Below are 19443 nucleotides of genomic sequence, written 5' to 3' on the forward strand. Positions count from 1 at the left end.
GCCCCAACGAAAATGATCGACGCTCGCGCAGCAAAACTCTCAGCAGTTCTGACAAGCTGCAAGCACTTGGCAATGTTTATGCACGCAGGCCAGCCCAAATGTCCAAATTTGGCAGCCTGCGGCCCCATGCAGATCGACGGCATTTGGTGCATTGCCTTTGGGCTTGATAGGCGTCCGTGATGTTGGCGGCGGCTAGACTAGCGTGACGGTCGATGACGTTTGTTCTTATTTGGCTGCGGCGTATCGTTGGTCAATCGTTGGTCAAGAATCGCCCACTACTCCGCTTGGGGCCCCAATCACGACACCGATGCGCGCGAGCTTCAGAGATTGGAAATCTGCAAAAGCCTGCGGTCGCCGATCCAGATTTTGGCAAGGTCAGCCTCGGCCTTGCGCGCCGCGGTGGTGTTGCCGCGTGCCTTATGCAGTTCCGCCAGTCCGTAGTACGACCAGCCGTTGGACGGCGCCCGGCTCAGCGCACGCTGGAACTGGCGCTCCGCCTCAGCGTATCGGCCAGCCTGCAGCAAAGCAGCGGCAAGAGACTGCCGGATCGGATAGTACCAATATGGCGGCTCGGTGTAGGGCAACGCGTCCTGCAATGCAGCCGCCTGCTCGAACCGCGCGACGGCAGTGCGAGTGTCGCCTTTGGCCTGAGCCACGCGCGCCATGATCAGTGTGCGCGCGATGCGAAGCACCTCCTGTGCCGGGACGTTTGAATCCTTCAGCAACTTGAAGTCCGCGCTACGCTCCAGCGTCTCGATTGCATTGGCCGCCGCCGCCGCGCCCGCGAAGTCTCGGCGCGCCGCCAGCGCTACGCCGCGCATGTAGAGCCACATCGCCTTGACATAAGGGATGGCATCGCCGGGATCGGGTAGTGCCAGGATGGTCTCGGGCGTACTGAACTGCGCGTGGGCGAAATAAGGCGCCGCCTTAACGGGCTGCACCATCGCAATACCACGCGCAGCCTCGTCGGGAATGAGCTTGCCGAGCTTCTCCGCAGCGGCGATCACGGTCTGGCCGTCGCCAGCCATCTGCGCCGACGCCATCACGAAGTGCACATTATGCGGATAATAGCCGAGCCGATAGACGCCCATCGGCGCGTTGGTGTCGGCCAGGTATTTTTCATCGACCTTGACCGCAGCCTTGTTGTCTTCCAGCGCGTCGAGATAGCGGCCGACCCGATAGTAGATGTGGCTCGGCATGTGCACGAGATGGCCGGCACCGGGGATCGCACCGCGCAATCGGTCGGCATAGGGCTCGGCGCGCTTGGGCCGGTCCGACGCCTCGACGGCATGGATGTAGAAGTGAATCGCACCGGGATGATTCGGATTGCGAACCAGCACGCGCTCCAGTGTCGGCACGATTGGCACGCTCTGCGGGTTGGGTTCGCGGCCGCCCGGCTTCCAGTAGTTCCAGGGGCTGAGATCCATGACCGCCTCGGCATAGAGCGTGGCGATTTCGTCGTCGTCGGAAAACTGCGTCGCAACCTTCGCCATTTCGGCCGCGTAGGCTGCGTCGAACGGCGCGCGGGCGGCCTTCGGATCGCTGCCGTAGCGCGCCGCGAGAGCGCCGATCAGCGCCTGCTCGCGTGGGCTTGCTTTGCCGGCAAGCGCCTTCGCCTTCTGCGCGGCAGCGTAGGCGGGCGCGACCGCGTCCTCCTGCATCGGAAGATTGATGTTGGGACCGAGCACCAGCGCCTCGCCCCAGAAGCACATGGCGCAGTCGGGATCGAGCTTCTGCGCCATGCGGAACGCGCGCTGCGCCTCGCCGTGATTGAACGCATAGGCGAGACGCAGGCCCTGATCGAAATAAGCCTGTGCGCGCTCGTTCGCGGTCGTGATCTTGTAAGTGATGGAGCCAAGGCCGGCCCACAGCGGCGGCTCGGTTTCCGCGAATGCCGGCGCGGAACTGGCTGCGCTCATCTCGGCGCGTGGCACTTCGGTCTGTGCCAGGCGAAGCATCATGTTCGGCAAGCCGGTTGCGGCCGGCGTGTGGCAGACCGGATAATCCGGGCCGACGAATGGCGGCGATATGTCCACGGCGGTTGCGCCCGCACCCGCGAGGGTAACGATGTTCCCGGCCAGCAGCGTCACCAGTGCAGCGCCGCCGAGTGCCGCAGCTCCCGCGGAAACCAGCAGCTTTTGCGATCGCGTGAATGTCGCCATGTCGTACTCCAAAATCGGGCGGAGGAAAAAATCTGCCGAATTTGAGATCCAACGGGTCGCACTGAGCCGGGATCCAAAGGAGACCACTGAACGCGAATTTTGAGACTTTTCCGGCCTTTCTGCAAGACAATTGCATTGTTTGTACGCAGCGACACTTAAGCGTCGGCGAAAGTCTCCTCTGAGCCACGTGGGGTCAGCGGCGCTGTTCATGTCCGCTAAGGGAATGGTCCGGCCGTGCTCCGGCCCTGCCAGCACGAGAAGCTGGCAAGGGGCGCTCAAGACAAGGAGCACGCCATGTCTCAGAAACTCAACGTAGCGATCGCCGTGATCGGCATCGATATCGGCAAGAACTCGTTCCACATCGTGGGTCATGATCACCGCGGTGCCATCGTGCTGCGGCAGAAGTGGTCACGCGGCCAGGTGGAAACGCGGCTCAACGGCAGGCGCGACTTGCGGCGCTTCTCAACGTAGTCGAGGAACCCTTGCTCGATCAGATGCGAGTGCACCGGAATGACGCGCTCGTAGTCGCCCTTGGTCATCTCGGAACGCAGATAGATGCACCAGATTCCCGTCTCCGCGTCTTTCCGGACGTCCGAGGGCAGGAGCCAAGTGATCTCGTTCACGCGGGCGCCGGTGTAGGCGCAGACCCACGGGACCCAGCGCCGGGCGCCGCGCGTCTCGGGCGTGGTCAGGTGCGACGGCGTCGCGAGCGTCGCCTCGAGGACCCAAATTGCCATCATTGAAACGCCGGTCAAAGGGGAATCAGCATCGCTATACGAGGCCGGAGCGCTGGCCGGCCACTTCGTCGAAATGGTGGCTGCCGCCGTGCAGGGCGGTGCCAAGGTCGATGCATCGACGCAGGCTGAATTCGCCGAAACCAACGTCGTGCTCGACGAGTTCCTCGCGGCCGACATCGTCGTGCTGGGCGCTCCGATGTACAATTTCGGGATTCCCAGCCAGTTAAAGGCCTGGATTGATTGCCTTGCCTCGCCCGGCAAGACGTTCAAGTACACCGCGACCGGCGTGGAGGGTCTCGCGGGCGGTAAGAAGCTGATCATCGCCTCATCCCGCGGTGGTTTCTACACCGCCTCGTCTCCGATGGCCTTTATGGATCATCAGGAAACATTCCTGACGAGTTTCTTCGGGTTCATCGGCATCAGCGACGCCGCGTTCATACGTGCGGAAGGCGTCGGCAAAGGCCCCGAACAGCGCATGCTCGCACTCGAAACCGCTCTGGCCGATATCTCGGCCCTGAAGGCTGCCTAAAAACGAGGGCCTGATCGGCAGAGAGACTTCAATGCAGCGAATTCAGTATCACCGCTACGGCGACCCGAAGAAATGCGTTTGGAGACAGAACCCGCGCGCACGCGGCTTCGAACAGTTGGCGCAGGAACGGGCTCTGCTCCAAATCGACCGTGATCGGCATTCTCCAACTCCGTGAGAATAGGCATCGCGCGGGCGGGCCTCACAATAGCACTTCCCGGGACCGCCAGCTGCTGGCTTGGATGCAGCCAGAAACGGTGGCGAGGCTTCGGGCGTGGCTGCAGCGGACCCTCTCGCAGTAAATTCCTATTTGCGACTTTTTCTGCCCGCCAGCCACTCCTCCAGCAGATCCTGGACAATCCCGGAACTAATGCGAGCAGAACCAACGCGCAGCGATGGTCCGCTTTGCGCCAAAGGACTAAACCGCTCGCGCGGTAGGGCGCGTCGGCGAGGGGGGGCGCTCCAAACGATGATAATTTAGTAGATAGGGTGGCTGACTTTTCGTACGAAAGTGATGCCCTCGCACAATTGATTGTGGAGATGTGGCTAGGTAACTACGGCAATCTGATCACGCCTTCAGGGGCCGGAACGACCCCGGCGCAGTACCAAGCGCGCTCGGCTGCGGCAAAAGTAGCTCTCGCGGCTCGGGGCCTTTATTTGCAACAACCCATCGTGCTCACGGAAATCGAGTACGATGGCGGCTTTAGCTTGGCAGACGCCAACCTACCCAGTGCAATTGTCTTTGTGGTGCCGGACCAAAACCGTGCGACGACTACGGTTGCGACACCTCCGGCTCTGCTTGAGACGGCCAAGATGCTGATGGCCATTACGCCAAACGGTATCTAGCGGTATTGCACTCCGTCTCGGGTGAGGCGCGGTGTATCCAGCTTGACGCGAGTTTGGTCGCATCCTGCGAGAAACGACGCGGGCGTTCACTCGGAAGTGGAGGTTTCGAATGGCACGGCTGGTTACGGAGTGGGTCAACGTCACGGGCGATACTTCGATCATCGCTCGCGAGTCGGGAGAGGTTTGGTTTCACACCCCGAGCGGCACGAAAGAAAACGTGGATCTATTCGCGACACCGATGACAGGTGTGGGCTCGGCGGGCAGCACGGTCGGACTGCTCGACGGCGCGATAAATCTCGGATTTGCCGGAATCGAAAAGCGCCTCGCGCGCCCTGACCCGACGCTCGTCGGCTATATCGTAGCCTTGGTGGGCGCCTATCATACGTCTGTCGACACGCCTCGAAATCTCCGGCGCGCCGCCGGGCGCTTCAACGAGCTGGGGAGGCCCGAGGTCGCGGCCTACTTGGAAGAGCGTGCGCGCGAGGAGACCGGTCACGACCGGCTCGCGCTCAAGGATCTGCGTGCGCTGGGTGTGCCCGGCGAGCGACTCGTCGCCAGCTTTATCCCGGAGGGCATCAAGCCGCTCTGCAAGCGCTTCGATGATCTCTGCGTCCAGGACTATCCAATCGGCTGCATCGGCTATTCGTACTGCTTGGAGCGCATCGCCGCGCTCAAGCAGGAGACCGATATCGAGAAGGTGCAGGCGATGTGTCCGGATGACGTCGATGCGACCCGCTTCCTCAGAAGTCACAGCTCCCTCGGAAGCGAGGCCACTCACGTCGAAGAAACGATAGAGTTCGTTGCCTCCCTTCCCGCGAATGACCGTATCAGGGTCGTTCAGGAGACGTATGAATCTGCATTTATCCTGGCGGAGGGATATAATCACGAGCTTCTCAAATCCGAGGCGGAGATGCTTGAGGAGCTTGAGCAGGCGCTCGGAGAGGCGCTCCCGTATCGTCACACTTCTTATCCTTTGCACGGTGAAAAACGGCGCGCTCGGCCCGTGGCATGAGCGAATAGCGCAATAGTCATCGCAGTTTGGACAAGGCGTGAGGCACGAGAAACGACGCGCCGGCTCTCCCATAGGGTTGTAGCACGGTTGCGATTTAAAACGACTCGGCCCGCGTGACTGCTCGCGCTCGGTCGCCATGGTTAGCATGGTAGGGCACCGAGCGCTGGCGTCGTCGCGCCAAGCTGCAGTTGGTGACCGCACCGTTGCTGCGCCATGTGCCTCGACGCCGGCATCGTGGCGCCCAGCCGAGATCGCCACCACATCGTGCCTCACCGTGGTGACGTGATTTGGCGCAGCACAACCTCGATCAGACCTCGCCGCTCTCATTTTCGATCGCGAGTACGTCATTGCCTCTTGGACGGTCGCGCGTGCGCAATCCCAAGGAGGAAACTTCATGGGAAGGGAAAGTTTGGGAAAGCCGAATATCGGCAGTCAAAAGAACGCTCATGTGGTATCTTGTGCGCGAAAGGTCCCCTCGTTTTATGCAACAAAGGCACCACATGCTGGGTCTCAAGCCCGACACCTTCCTGAACTACGGCAGTAGGCAAGGGCCTCTGCAATGACGAGGACAACAACCACCGATTTAACCGAGTGGCTGGGTAGACACGGTCTAGGCCAGTACGCCAAAACCTTCGCAGAAAACAATATCGAATACTCCGTCCTTCCCGATTTGACAGAAAATGATCTCGAAAAACTTGGAGTTTCTTCTTTAGGTCACCGCAAGAAGCTGCTTAGGGCCATCGAAGCATTGACGGCAGCTCGTCAGCCCACCGGCGCAACAACTGCGGTTTCAAACGCCACTGTGGTGCCACCCTCTCTTGAGCAACATCGCGAAGCTGAATTCCGTCAGATCACAGTGATGTTCTGTGACCTGGTGGGATCTACGCAGCTATCGGAGAAGTTAGATCCTGAGGATCTTCAAAAACTCATCGACGCGTATCGGATTGAGTGCAGCACGGCGATTAGGCGCTACGGAGGCGAGGTCGCCCGCTATTTCGGCGATGGCGTGATGGCATTTTTCGGCTGGCCCCGTGCACACGAGGATGACGCCGTTCGTACTATTCACGCCGCCCTGGAGATTGTCTCCGGAGTTACGAAGATTTCAGGACCAGTTACCCTGACTTGTCGAGTGGGTGTTTGCTCAGGCCCGGTTGTTGTCGGTGAAATTGGAGATAGTGGTACGTGGTCGATGGACGCGGTGGGAGAGACGCCGAATATCGCCGCACGTCTACAGACCCTTGCCGCTGCCAACACGGTACTCATCGCGGAATCGACGAGGCGTCTAGTATGGGCAGCTTTTGATTTTCAGGACCTCGGCTTCCAGGAACTCAAAGGTGTATCTGAACCTCTTCACGTTTACCACGTGCTCTCGGCAAAAAATACCGGTAGCCGCTTCGAGGCTGCGCATGCGGGCTTTCTCACCCCGCTCATCGGACGCTCGAGCGAACTAAGCTTGCTGCTCGATAGGTGGCAGAAAGTCAAAGAGGGCGACGGCCAAGTCATATTCCTTTCGGGCATTCCCGGAGTCGGAAAATCAAGGCTCCTCCACGAATTGAAATCACATATTCAGCAGGAACCACACGTCTTGTTACACCATCAGTGCTCGCCTTATCACAGTCAGAGCGCGTTCTTTCCGGTGATCGGGCAGATCGAACAATCGGCCCGACTAACAGCTCGCGAGGCCGACGCAGACAAGATTGCCAAGCTCAAGGCTTACCTTCCGCGCTCAACTGATAGTTCCATAGAGCCGGTACTGCTCATTGCCAAACTGTTATCAATCCCCTTGGAAAATCACCTCGAATTATCTGGCCTTACGCCGCAGCAAATAAAGAACAGGACGATAAGCACGCTTGTCGACATGATCTTGGCGTTTTCCGTCCAACGCCCCACGCTCTGCATCTTCGAGGATGCGCATTGGCTGGATCCATCGACACTTGAGTTGCTTGAACCGATTATCAGCCGGATCGACCACGCCCGCGTGCTGCTTATTGTATCGTGCCGGCCCGAGTTCCGCCCCACGTGGATGACTCATGCGAACACCACCATGCACTCGCTCACTCGATTGTCGCACACCGAAGTGAAGGCGATGATCCGAGATCTCCTGAGGGGCGGGAGCATGCCCCAATCGCTGCTCGACCAGATTATCGAAAAGGCCGATGGCGTCCCGCTATTCATAGAGGAACTGACAAACAGTATGTTGAGTGCGCCTTTACGAACTCGAGGCACTTTCGAGCGCACAGCACAACCAGCATTGCTCAGGGTTCCGGACACGCTGAGTGACGCATTGATGGAGCGGCTCGACCGCGTTGCGCCGAGTCGAAGACTTGCACAGATTGCGGCTGTGATTGGGCGCGAGTTCTCCTATGATCTCCTGTCGGCTGCATCGCAAATTGACGAACACGATATGCTGTCGGCCCTCTCGCTACTCGAACAGGCTGACATCATCTATCGGGTCGGAATTTCGCCTTTCCTTCGTTTCGCCTTCAAACATGCGTTGCTGCGTGATGCAATCTACGACTCTTTGCTTAGGAGTAAGAGGCAGCATATCCATGCGGACATCGCGGCGATCGTCGAGCATGACTTTCCGGAGCTCGCCGAAAATCAACCCGAAGTTCTGGCTTATCACTATCAAGAAGCAGGCAATCACCAACTGGCCATTCGTTGCTGGTTCAAGTCTGGGCAGGGCGCGCTCGCGCATTCTGCCAACATCGAAGCGATTGCTAATTTTCGAAATGCCCTTCAGCTTCTGAACGCTTTACCGGAAACGCCCGAGCGGATCAAACAAGAGATCGATATTCAATTGGCGTTGGGAATACCGCTTATCGCTGTTCAAGGGTATGCCTCCGCGGAAACCCGCGAAGCGTTTTCGCGGGCTCGTAGCTTATGCCTGCAACTCGGCAACATCCCTGAGTATTTCCAAGCCCTGTTTGGGTTATGGGGGCACTCCTGGATGGGTGGAAAGAATGATGACGCGCTCCGCATGGCCGATGAGTTCCTGTCACGGTCACGAGCGTTGTCGCACCCCGTGCCGCTAATGGTGGCTCATAGAGTGATGGGTAGCACGTTATTGACGATCGGGGACTTCCAATCGTCAGCGAACCATTTCGCGGAGTCAATCAAGCTCTCGATTGGCAAAGGAAAACAGCCGCTATACAACCTTTACATGGTGGAACCCCAAGCGGCTTCACTGCTGCTCCTATCTTGGGACTTGTGGTTTCTGGGCTATCCGGATCAATCCCTTTCGCGCGTTTCGGAAGCGCTTGCCTTGGGTCAAGACCTTGGCCACCCATACACCGTGGCGTTCGCTCATTACATGACTTCTGTTGTGCACCTCCTGCGCGGGGATGCCGCTCGCGCCTTCGAAAGCGCCGAAAAAAGCTTGGAAATGTCACAAGAGCAGCGGTTTTCGCTGTACGTAATTTTGTCCAGAATTTCGCGAGGCCGAGCAGTCGGCGAACTAGGCCGACTTGGAGAGGCCCGGGACGAAATGGCACTGGGAATCGACGAAGCGCGACGTAATGGCGTCGGCTTCATGCTTCCAATGATGGATAGCTGGCTGGCGGACCTGTACGCCAAAACTGGCGAAAATGAATGCGCGCTATCGATTGTCGAGGGGATCCTGGCCAATATTGGTGAGGTGACAGGCAGGTCATGGGAATCGGAATTGCATCGGCAAAGAGCGCAAATTCTTGTAGCACTCAACCCATCGAAGGTAAGAGAAGCTGAGTCTCATCTTAAGAAGTCTATTGAAGTGGCGCGTGGTCAAAGCGCCAAGTCCTTGGAACTACGCGCCGCCACAAGCCTTGCAGAACTCTGGCGGACGCAAGGAAGGCCCGATGAGGCGCGCGCGCTGCTGGAACCAATCTGCCGTTGGTTTGACGAAGGAGTCGAAACGGCCGACCTCAGGCGGGCGCGCGGCGTTCAAAGCGCTCTGCACTGATCCTCAGCCTCGCAGCGTCGATTGGTTAGTTCGAATGAGCCTACTGTCCTGTGTGTACCGAAAACTTAAACACGGGCGTAGCGGTGATGAAGTCCGCCAAGGACGGCGCGTGAACTGATCACACCGGTTCGCTGAACCGGGCGAGACACTGGTGCATCCTTGTTCAAGGATCGATGAGTTCTGACGCGGTTGTACAACACGACGACGGAACGCCCACGGGATCGCGGAGTACGAGCTTCTTTATCCGTGGCATCCTTGGGCCGGCTGCCTGGTCCATATTCATGAGGTGGTTGAGAAGGCTGGCAGAGAGGTTTTCCGTTGCAGCCTCTCTGGTCGGGCATCTGCGCGATGGCTGGAGATTCCGGCCTGGATGTTCGATCGGGCGGCTCGCGCGACCTGGCGTGTTGGCGCCACTCCCTATGTTGAGCTTGCGGTGCTCACCGCCTTGGCAACGCTGCTGCAGGATGTGACGTCGGTTTCTGGCGCACCATCGCAATTGCGGGATTCAAGCGCAGCATTGGGCTCTCACGACGCGAATCGGGGAGATGTCCATGCGCCCGCCTACCGCTCACCGCCATCCTCACAGCAATGCACGTCAGTTCGATCTGTTCTGCGATCCGCCCACCGCCGCGGCGCAGACGCCGCAATGGCAGGCGTTGCCCGCCGAGACGCGCCATACGCTGACGAAGCTGATGGTCCGCCTGATCTTCGGCCACGCCGACGGCGACCTCGCTCGGGGACGGGAGGAGATGGGTCATGATGTCTGAGAAGATCAGGCCGCATCATCTGGAGCGAAAGGCGATCCTGTATGTACGGCAGTCCTCCGCCCATCAGGTTCTCCACAATCGCGAGAGCAGCGCCTTGCAATATGCGATGCGCGATCGTCTGACGGCGCTGGGCTGGTCTCGCATCGAAACGGTCGATGACGATCTCGGGCGCTCGGCGGCAGGCGGCGTCGCGCGCGCCGGCTTTGATCGAATGGTGGCCGAGGTCTGCCTGGGCAAGGTCGGTGCGGTCGCGGCGCGGGAAGTCTCGCGTTTCGCCCGCAACAGCCGTGACTGGCAGCAGCTGATCGATCAGGAGACGGTCTATGCGCCGCGTCAGGGCAACGACCGGCTGTTGCTGGGATTGAAGGGCAGCCTCAACGAGTACGAGCTCGATCTTCTGCGCCAGCGTTCGCTGTCGGCCCGCTATGAGAAGGCCCGGCGCGGCGAACTCATCGTCGCTGCCCCGGTCGGCTTCGTGAAGGTCGGCGACAGGCTCGAGAAGGATCCCGATCGCCGTGTCCAGGAGGCCATCATCCTCGTCTTCGACAAGGTGGCCGAACTCGGCAGTGTCCGGCAAGCCCTGCTCTGGTTCATCGAGCATGGGCTGGACTTGCCCGCCAAGCGCCATAATGGTGACGTGGTCTGGCGCAGGCCGCACTATACCACCATCCACCGGATGATCGAGAACCCGATCTACGGCGGCGCCTACGCCTATGGTAAGAGTCGTGTCGCGACAGGATATGATGCAGCCGCAGGCGTGATCCGACCCAGGAGCCGTCGTAAGGCGCGAGCCGAATGGCTGGCGCTGATCCCAGGCGTCCATGAGGGTTACGTCAGCTGGGAGCGGTCGGAGGCGATCCGCAAGATGGTGAGCGACAACTTGCCCACAGGCCGACATCACGGAGCGCCGAAGCACGGCGACGCTTTGCTCGCCGGCCTTGTCCGCTGCCGGCGTTGCGGACGCAAGCTGATGGTCCGCTACACAGGCACCAAGCATAACATTCCGCGCTATTCCTGTTGGCGGGGTTCGCTCGACAATGGCGAGCCACGCTGCATCGCATTCGGAGGATTGCGTGTCGACGACGCCGTCGAGGAAGCTCTTCTGCGGGTTGTCGAACCGGCAGCGATAGCTGCGGCCGTCGAGGCCGAAGCCCAAGCGGCCAGCCGCCGCGATCAGGTTCGTGATGCGCTGGCGCGCGACCTCGAGGCGGCGCGCTACCGCGCCGATCGGGCATTCCGACAGTATGACGCCATCGATCCGCAGAACCGGCTGATCGCGGCGGAACTGGAGTTGCGATGGAACAGCGCGCTCACACGTGTAGGCGAGATCGAGACCAGGATTGCCGCGCATGATGCCTCGACATCGGAACCATCACGCTCGCCAGGACACGTCGCCGCGCTGGCCGCTGATCTCAAGGCTGTCTGGTCGGCGCCGCCGACCGACGCGAGGCTCAAGAAGCGAATCGTGCGCACCGTCATCCACGAGGTGGTCGCCGATATCGATGACGAAGCGTCAGAGATCGTTCTCCTGATCCATTGGATGGGCGGCGTTCATACCGAACTGCGCCTGCCGAGGCGTCGCCGCGGACAGCGCAACAGCATCTCCGCCGACATGCTCGCCGCCATCCGCCAGCTGGTTCTCATCGCCAATGATGATCTGATTGCCGGCATCCTCAACCGGAACGGCCTGGTGACCGGCCACGGCAATCGCTGGACACGGGAGCGGGTCACCGCGCTCAGGTCGCATCATAAGATCCCGGTCTTTCGACCGGTGCCGGATGGGAACGAGCCATGGCTCAATCTGAACAAGGCGGCGGGTTTGCTCGGAATTGCACCGAAGACGCTCAGGCTCGCCGCCGAAGCGGGCGAAATCGAAGCGGGGCATCCCCTGCCGGATGGTCCGTGGCTCTTCCGCCGATCAACCCTCGGCGAACCGGCCGCTCAGCGCATCGTTCATCGCGCGAGGCAGAACCCCAATCACCCCACGGGATCGCATCCAGATCGGCAAAACCTCTTCTCTTCAATCGCGTAGACGGATGGGTGTTATGAAACAGGATTGTAATAGTCCGCATAAGATTTCAGGATCCGGCGCAGATGTGTCTCGCCTAGCATTACAGTTGCTTTTTTGATTTGAAGTGGGCGCGTTGAGCGGCGGCCTGGTGAGCTCTGCGCCAGAAAGACCATGCGATGATGTGTGCGGGTTGAATCCGTTTTCGAGCGAGTCTGATGGCAATGCGGCGGATTTCCTGGATTGACCAACGGATCAGTGGCGGCGTGGATATGTTTTGGCTTTTGCCGGGGGGCGACGTTTCGTTTTTTTGGGCGGTGGCGGGTTAGCGCGATGTCGGATCGCGGCCATCATGGTGAAGGCGAGCATCACCAGGGACACGTGACGGTGCCAGCCATGCCAGGATCTGCTCTCGTTGTGATCGAGCCCGAACTCGTTTTTCGCGGTTTCAAAACTGTCCTCGATCGCCCATCGGTGACCTTCGACCGCGACCAGCGTGTCAATTGATGTTCCCGCCGGGCACCAGGTGGTGAAGAAGGCGAGGTCATCATCGGCGATGCGACGACGGATCAGTAGGCCGCGCGTCCACAAACCATCATTCGCACTGCTGAATTGCTCGGCCTCGAGATCGGCCAATTCGAGATAACACCAATCATGCAGCCGCGGTCCTTTGGTTCCGGCCCCTGCCGACAGGCGTTTCCAGTCGGACGCGCGCCGCGTCCGGGCGATGTCCGCGGCCGTGCCGGCGACCGGCGGCCGTTTGCCCCAGGATCGGAATACATGAGCGCTGCTGACCCCAAGCACGTAGCCTTTGCCTGCCCGACGTAGCTGCTGTTCGATGTCGCCGACACCATAGACGGTATCACCGGCAACCCACTTGAATGGTACAGACGCGGCTATTGCGCGTGCGATCATGCTCGTCGCAAGCTTTGGTTTGGTCGCAAAGCCGGCATCGGCAGGCACATAGGCAGCTTCCAGACGATCCGGATCGTCGGTCCATTCCTTCGGAAGATACAGCGCGCGATCGATGAACGCATGACCGTGGCACGAAACGTAGGCAGCGAAGACTCCGATCTGGCAGTTCGTGATCTTACCCGCCGAACCAGTGTATTGCCGCGCCACTCCGCACGATGCCTTGCCCTGCTTGAGAAAGCCGGTCTCGTCGATCACGAGCACCGCATCGTCATCCGCCAGGTGCTCAATGACATAGTCCCGGACGATGTCGCGCAGGGCATCAGCGTCCCAATCCCCACGACCCAGAATTGCCTGCTGCCGCCATGGCCCAGGATCGCCAGCCGCCTCCGCGCGCATCCAACCGGTCTTGCGCCGCTCGTCCCCAAGCAGACCCTCCAGGAACAGACCTGCATTCGCCGCAACACGATCTTGCGTGAACAACGGACGTATCCGTTGCTTGATTTCTCGAAGCGACGCCGCCCACAACGCAAGCGTCTCTTCAATCGACGCTGCCCGCGTCCACGATTTCCGAATCATGGTTGCCCATGGATTCAGAAGCCCGCAACAAAAGCAACTGTAATGCTAGGACAATGATGTGGTCTAAACACTCGCGCCGGATCGATCCGATCAGCCGTTCGGCAAAGCCGTTCTGCCAGGGCGAGGCTGGTGCGGTAGGCTTGTCCCGGATGCCCATGGCGCGCAATCGGCGCGTGACGACGCTGCCATAGATCCGGTCCCGATCGCGGATGAGGTAGCTCGGAGCCTCATCCCAAGGAAACGCCTCCGTTATCTGACGTGCAACCCATTCTGCCGTCGGATTTGCTGTGACGTTGATCCAGACGAGGTCTCTGCGGCCGAGCCGGACAATGACGAAGGCATAGAGCAGGTCGAAACCGATAGTTGGAACGACGAACAGGTCGATGGCGGCAATGTCCGGCGCGTGGTTCCGCAAGAAGGTTCGCCATTCCTGGCTGGGTGGCCCCCGTCGTTTGACCATGTACTTGGCGACGCTCGACTGTGCGATCTCAAACCCGAGCTTGAGCAGTTCGCCGTGGATGCGTGGCGCGCCCCAAAGCGGATTTTCCATGCTCATCCGCCGGATCAATCCGCGCAACTCCGTGTCGATCCGCGGTCGCCCTCCCTGTGGACGCGACTTCCAACGCCAGTAGCAGCGAAAGCCGGCCCGATGCCAACGCACGAGCGTCTCGGGTCGGATGATCGTGAGGACCTGCAGGATCGACGGAACCCAGCGGTAGAGCTGGATAAAGAACCAGCGATCATTGTTCGTAAGCCGGACGCGACCATGGAGCCTCCGCGTCAAGACCATTAACTGATGTCGAAGTACCGCGTTCTCAGCTTCAAGCCGTAACTTCGACTTGAACGGCGAGGCCAGCACGGTCAGAGCGAAACAGAACAGCCCGATCATTCCACCAGCTTAGGCGATTCCAATACGTCATCAACTCGGATAAGGTTTTCGGTACACACAAGGAGGCACAACGACAGACGGCGTTGAAACGGCGACTTCTTCAAGTTCACGCGCGATTTCGGGCAGCTGAAGTTGTTGCACTAGTTGCCGCAGGTCTATGCGTAATTTGAGAACCTCAAGGCGCAGCTTCTCACGTTCAAGCTCTTCTCGGCCCAAACGCAATTCGGCATAGGTCGCCGTCGACGAGCCGCTGGTCGTCGAGAAGACGTTGACGCCGGACGGTCCGCGCGTCGGGTTGGAGTAGGTGCTGGTCGGGTCATCGACGGTGACCGAGATCGGCGAGGAAGAGCCGCCCGTTGCCACGGGCTATAATCCTCATCGTCCGGCAAAGGTTGCTGCCAGGTGCTGTCATAAGGTCGGGGCCGATCACTAGGCAGCGACGTCGTCTTTCCCTTTCTCGGTAAAGTGGTCTGCAAACTCGCGTAACCACTCCGCCATTTCGTAAAGGTTCGCGCTGGTGAAAGTGTTGCGGAGATAATGAGGGAAACGCTCCGCTGCCCTGTCGGGCGGGGGCATTTTGGCAAGGATAAATTGTATCATGCGAAGACCGGACCAGATGTCCCCGTTCCCCCTGGTCGGTTTGATCCTGGACCATACCTGGCGCTAGCGGCAGTTCGGACATTTCGTCGGCCTTAGAGGTACGCCAATGTTGCCGGTCCGCATGGTCGAGACGGTGCCGTGCTTCGTGCGGTAGGTTCGATCCTCACTGTCAACGTTTACAGTGACGAACCTGAGTTCATCACGAAGTTTGCTGACGTAGGTGTTTGAGACTGCAGTTTGTTTCGCGATCTCACGGTCACTCCAGCGGGACCACTCGTCATCCTGCAGCAGCTTCATCACCGCGCGGCGCTTGAACCTCCTCCGAATTGATGGACACCTGTAGTAGGCTCGAGGAGCCAGGAGGTGTCGGATGGAAGCACGTCAACGTCGGTCGTTTACGAACGATTACAAGCGGCAAGCAGTCGATCTGGTGGCTTCGAGCGGTCGCTCGATCGGATCGGTGGCCAAGGAACTTGGCCTGCGCGATTCCGTATTGCGGCGCTGGGTGGAGCAGCGTGGGGCTGGGCGGGAGCCGACGGCACCGGCGCGGCGCCCCACAACGCAGGCGATGGTGCCGTCGGCGGACCACGCGGCGGAGATCGCTCGTTTGCAGCGAGAGAACGAACGGCTGCGCATGGAGCGCGACATTTTAAAAAAGTCGATCGCGATCTTTGCTGGGACGCGGACATGAGATTCCGTTTCATTGAAGATCGCCGCGCTGACTACCCGGTGTCACTGATGTGCGACGTGCTCGGTGTCTCGCCGGCCGGCTACTATGCCTGGCGAGCGCGCCCGGAGAGCCGGCGATCCGCCGCCAATCGTGCGCTCGTCGACGACATCGAACGGGTCCACCGCGAGGCCTGCGGACGCTATGGCAGCCCGCGCATCCATGCCGAGCTGAAGGCCCAGGGCCGCGGGGCGAGCCGCGGTCGCATCGAGCGACTGATGCGCCGTCACGGGATCAGGGCCATCATGGCGCGGCCACGCCGGGTGCGCACCACCGACAGCCGTCACGACTTCCCGATTGCCCCGAATCTGCTCGAGCAGAACTTCACCGCCGCCGCGCCGAACCGGATCTGGCTCGCCGACATCACCTACGTCGAGACTGATCAGGGCTGGCTCTATCTGGCCACCGTCATGGACCTGTACAGCCGCAAGATCGTCGGCTGGGCGATGGCGGATCACTTGCGCGCCGACCTGCCATTGGCGGCTTTGCGGATGGCCATTGCAGCACAGCGGCCTGGTGCCGGCCTGATCCACCATTCCGATCGGGGCGTTCAATATGCTTCGGCGGAGTATCGCAAAATGATGCAATCTGCCGGCTTGCGGGCCTCAATGAGCCGCAAGGCCAACTGCTACGACAATGCCCCGATGGAAAGCTTCTTCCACACTCTCAAGACCGAGCTCGTCCATCACCGGCATTATGCAACACGGCAAGAAGCCACACGTGATATCTTTGCCTATGTCGAGGGCTTCTACAATCGAACGCGTCGTCACTCCGCCATCGGCTATCTCAGCCCGATCGAGATGGAGCTAAAAGCAGCTTAACCCTGTCCATTTTTTCGGGGGAAGATCAGCTTGTCTTCTTGGGAGCGTTGAACGCCGTGTGTGGCGTTGGCACCGCAAGAGAACAAGATTGCATCGCGAAGGCCTCCGCCCCGAACCTCGCACGGGAATTCATCTCGGCCCGCCAACAAGGGGAGCCTGTGCGGCGATTGCGTGAGAGGCCTGCCAAGTTGGTCGTGGTGCTTGCCGATCAGGCTTCGAGGAACAAGCCGAAAATGCCTCCCGATAGCAAAACCGACTTCGCCACGACATTTTTCGACAGCATCGACCCACAGCGGACCTCGGACATTGGGTCGCATTCATCTGGCTGAGACAGCCATGGCTATCGCGAATTGCGGCTGAAGCTGTTATGCTGCTCTCACCGTCTAAGCCGAGGAACTGCTCCGATGAACGAGAGTATCCACGGAGAAACGACCGCTTATGACCTGCAAGATCGAGTGACCGAACTCATCGAGCAACAGACGGCCATCTCGGAAGTGCTGCGCGCCATTGCGAGCTCGCCGCACGACTTGCAGCCCATCTTCGACGCCATCCTCGACAGCGCCACACGTCTCTGTCGAGCAGACCTAGGCAGCTTACGTCTTTCCGAAGAAAGCGGCCTTCGTCGCGTGGCGGTGCGAGGGGACCCCCTTTTGGTTAGTCAGGCGTTGTCATTAGTCCCAGTGTTCGTAGAGAAGGGGAGCTTTCTGGGTCGATTAGCCACAAGCAGGTTACCCACCCACATCCCCGACTTTACAGCACCTGAAGGCGATCATCGGGATGATCATTGGATCGCGGCGACGAACGCAGGTTTTCGAACGGGCCTGATTGTGCCGTTGCTCAAAGACAGTGAGATAGCCGGGATAATTACTCTGGGCCGCAAACGGGTGCAGCCGTTCACCGACAAACAGATTTCCTTATGCAAGGACTTCGCTGTGCAAGCTGCCATTGCCTTGGAGATTACCCGTCGCGAGCGGCAATATCGCGAGGCCCAAATGGCGCTGGCGCATGCCAACCGCGTCACGACGATGGGCCAGTTGACGGCCTCGATCACCCATGAAGTGAACCAGCCGATTACAGCGGCAATCACATACGCGTTAGCCGCTCGGCGCTGGCTAAGCGCGGAGCCGCCGAATTTTCGGGAGGTGGATGACACGCTCTCTCTGATTGTCAAGGAGGGGCGTCGTGCAGGCGAGGTCGTCGAACGAGTTCGTGCGCTCGTTAAGAGGGTGCCCGCACGAAAGGATGCCGTAGCGATCAACGATGCCATCCTTGAGGTTATTGCTCTCACCCGTACGGAGGCCGCAAACAATAGCGTCTCGGTGCGGACGCAATTTGCGGAGGACTTGCCGCGTGTCCAAGGCGATCGGGTACAACTGCAGCAAGTGATGTTGAACTTGATCGTTAACGCCATTCAGGCCATGAGTTGTAACGGGGAAGGCGCGCGCGAATTAGTGATCAGTGTCGATGCCATCCCGTCCGTAGGTGGCGTGCGCGTCGGGGTGCGGGACACCGGCCCGGGGCTGAGCCCGGAGAGCCTCTCGCGTCTGTTCGAGCCATTCTACACCACCAAGCCCGACGGCATGGGCATGGGCCTCTCAATCTGCCGCTCGATCATCGAAGCCCATGGGGGGCGGCTGTGGGCGACCGGGTGCGAGCCACGGGGTGCTCTCTTTCAGTTTACGATCCCCGCTGACTGAGCCGCTATCCGTGATCGATGTCGCTTATTGGCAGGCACCGAACGGACATGCCGACGCTGTTGAGCGATGTCCGCTGTTGGGGGTGCCGGCTCAAAGCGGAAAACATCTGCTCGCAGCGAGTATTTCGCCTTTTGACCCCGAATGTATGGTCCGGCCGTGCGTTGCAAGAAGATTTCGGCGAGGTGGTGGTGAGCGGTCTTGCATCAATGTATCCGGCCTCTGATTGGAGTGCGGTGTGCTCTGGGCCATCATGGATATCAGCGCGCGTGCGATCTCATTAGCCGAGAGACTCTAGGGGCCAAACGATTCACCAGTGTTCGCCCGCGCCGGGAAGACCGAACCTCCATCTCGTCTCATCCTCTCGCAGACCTCGGCGGGTAAGTAGCTCGACGACTGACAATGATCACGCGATTTGAAGCTTGCTCGCCTCGAAGGCTCGACCACGAGCAAGAACACTCCACGCGATGCGGGCGAGCTTGTTGGCAAGCGCGATCGCCAGCACGTTGTGATGAAGCCGCTTCTTGGCAGCCTCGATCCAAGGCTTGAGCCCGTGGCCCTCCCACTTAGCTGGTTTCACCTTGACCAGCACGACCCATGCCGCCTGCACGAACAGGACGCGCAGGTAGCGATTGCCGCGCTTCGATATCTTGCCGAGAATCGTGCGATCCCTCGTTGATATCTGCTTGGGCACAAGCCCTAGCCATGCAGAAAAATCGCGACCCTTGGAGAAGCCATCGCCGGTCCCGATCGCGGCTACCATGGCGCTGGAGATAAGCGGTCCGATGCCGGGGACACTCATCAGTCGTTCGCACCCGGCATCGCGGCTGGCTAGGTCCGCGATCTCGCCCGACAGGTTTTCGACTCGTTCATCCAGCCGACGCCAGTCACCGGCCAGGCCTTCGATTAGCTCCACCATGCGGGATGACAGCACCTCGGCTGGCGTGGCCAGGATTCGCGGCAGCTCCAACCGTAAGAAGCGCTGTCCTTGTCGCACCGCGGTGCCCCGCTCCAGCAGGAAGGCGCGAATTTGATTGATGATGCCCGTGCGCTGGCTGACCAGTCGTTCACGCACGCGGTGTAGCGCCTGGGCTGCGACATGACGTGCTGCTTGTCTTTGGCGCCCCTTGCCAGCTTCCATCGCTGACGGGGCAGGAGCACGGCCGGACCATCCCATTAGCGGACTTCCGCGGTTCTCCCGTTCTGGCGAGCGGCTGGGTATA

The 19443-nt window shown here is 60.1% G+C and carries 14 protein-coding genes and 2 pseudogenes; 9 read left to right on the top strand and 7 right to left on the bottom strand.

Going from position 1 to position 19443, the window contains the following annotated elements:
• Nucleotides 1-320: 320 nt before the first annotated feature.
• Complete coding sequence (locus tag V1289_RS33890; protein WP_334402591.1) at nt 321-2162, bottom strand: tetratricopeptide repeat protein; 1842 nt, start codon at nt 2160-2162, stop codon at nt 321-323.
• A 294-nt stretch (nt 2163-2456) separates the two neighbouring features.
• On the opposite strand from V1289_RS33890, the pseudogene V1289_RS33895 reads away from it, so the two are divergent.
• Nucleotides 2457-2597: pseudogene (locus tag V1289_RS33895) on the top strand (IS110 family transposase); the annotation flags it as partial.
• Here the strand turns inward: V1289_RS33895 and V1289_RS33900 are convergent.
• Complete coding sequence (locus V1289_RS33900; protein ID WP_334408033.1) at nt 2537-2899, bottom strand: hypothetical protein; 363 nt, start codon at nt 2897-2899, stop codon at nt 2537-2539. The pseudogene V1289_RS33895 and the gene V1289_RS33900 overlap by 61 nt on opposite strands.
• Before the next feature lie 73 nt (nt 2900-2972).
• Here V1289_RS33900 and V1289_RS33905 point away from each other — a divergent pair, with 73 nt between their 5' ends.
• Nucleotides 2973-3428: an FMN-dependent NADH-azoreductase gene (locus tag V1289_RS33905; protein ID WP_442896212.1), complete on the top strand. Its 456-nt coding sequence runs from the start codon at nt 2973-2975 to the stop codon at nt 3426-3428.
• Between the two features lie 28 nt (nt 3429-3456).
• Here V1289_RS33905 and V1289_RS33910 read toward each other — a convergent pair whose 3' ends face one another.
• Nucleotides 3457-3588 (bottom strand): hypothetical protein, encoded by a 132-nt coding sequence (locus V1289_RS33910; RefSeq protein WP_334402595.1) that lies wholly within the window; start codon nt 3586-3588, stop codon nt 3457-3459.
• 326 nt (nt 3589-3914) lie between these two features.
• On the opposite strand from V1289_RS33910, the gene V1289_RS33915 reads away from it, so the two are divergent.
• From V1289_RS33915 to V1289_RS33935, 5 genes are all read left to right on the top strand, one after another.
• Nucleotides 3915-4271, top strand: coding sequence for a hypothetical protein (locus tag V1289_RS33915; RefSeq protein WP_334402597.1), 357 nt, complete (start codon nt 3915-3917; stop codon nt 4269-4271).
• A gap of 109 nt (nt 4272-4380) precedes the next feature.
• A complete protein-coding gene (locus V1289_RS33920; protein WP_334402599.1) occupies nt 4381-5283 on the top strand; it encodes a hypothetical protein in 903 nt (300 codons plus the stop codon).
• A gap of 559 nt (nt 5284-5842) precedes the next feature.
• Entirely contained in the window at nt 5843-9223 is a 3381-nt protein-coding gene (locus V1289_RS33925; protein ID WP_334402601.1) for an adenylate/guanylate cyclase domain-containing protein, read from the top strand.
• A gap of 551 nt (nt 9224-9774) precedes the next feature.
• Entirely contained in the window at nt 9775-9990 is a 216-nt protein-coding gene (locus V1289_RS33930) for a hypothetical protein (RefSeq protein ID WP_334395534.1), read from the top strand.
• Complete coding sequence (locus V1289_RS33935; RefSeq protein WP_334402603.1) at nt 9980-12022, top strand: recombinase family protein; 2043 nt, start codon at nt 9980-9982, stop codon at nt 12020-12022. The genes V1289_RS33930 and V1289_RS33935 overlap by 11 nt, the downstream gene beginning before the upstream one ends.
• Nucleotides 12023-12253: 231 nt before the next feature.
• On the opposite strand, the gene V1289_RS33940 is transcribed toward V1289_RS33935, so the two are convergent.
• Genes V1289_RS33940 through V1289_RS33950 form a run of 3 tightly spaced genes read right to left on the bottom strand, consistent with a single transcriptional unit; the run spans nt 12254 to nt 14741 of the window.
• On the bottom strand, nt 12254-13489 hold the full coding sequence (locus V1289_RS33940) for an IS701 family transposase (RefSeq protein WP_334402606.1): 1236 nt from the start codon (nt 13487-13489) through the stop codon (nt 12254-12256).
• Nucleotides 13452-14378, bottom strand: coding sequence for an integrase core domain-containing protein (locus V1289_RS33945; protein ID WP_334402608.1), 927 nt, complete (start codon nt 14376-14378; stop codon nt 13452-13454). Before V1289_RS33945 ends, V1289_RS33940 begins: the two co-directional genes overlap by 38 nt.
• Before the next feature lie 30 nt (nt 14379-14408).
• Nucleotides 14409-14741: a hypothetical protein gene (locus tag V1289_RS33950; protein ID WP_334402610.1), complete on the bottom strand. Its 333-nt coding sequence runs from the start codon at nt 14739-14741 to the stop codon at nt 14409-14411.
• Nucleotides 14742-15348: 607 nt separating this feature from the next.
• On the opposite strand from V1289_RS33950, the gene V1289_RS33955 reads away from it, so the two are divergent.
• A protein-coding gene (locus tag V1289_RS33955; protein ID WP_442896102.1) for an IS3 family transposase occupies nt 15349-16526 on the top strand; the annotation gives its coding sequence in 2 pieces (ribosomal slippage) (nt 15349-15640 and nt 15640-16526; 1179 coding nt in all).
• Between the two features lie 404 nt (nt 16527-16930).
• Nucleotides 16931-18223 (top strand): sensor histidine kinase, encoded by a 1293-nt coding sequence (locus tag V1289_RS33960; protein ID WP_334402614.1) that lies wholly within the window; start codon nt 16931-16933, stop codon nt 18221-18223.
• Between the two features lie 403 nt (nt 18224-18626).
• Here V1289_RS33960 and V1289_RS33965 read toward each other — a convergent pair.
• Nucleotides 18627-19313 (bottom strand): annotated as a pseudogene (locus tag V1289_RS33965) (IS110 family transposase); the annotation flags it as partial.
• Between the last annotated feature and the right edge of the window lie 130 nt (nt 19314-19443).

Source organism: Bradyrhizobium sp. AZCC 2289 (genome assembly GCF_036924615.1).
GTDB lineage: Bacteria > Pseudomonadota > Alphaproteobacteria > Rhizobiales > Xanthobacteraceae > Bradyrhizobium.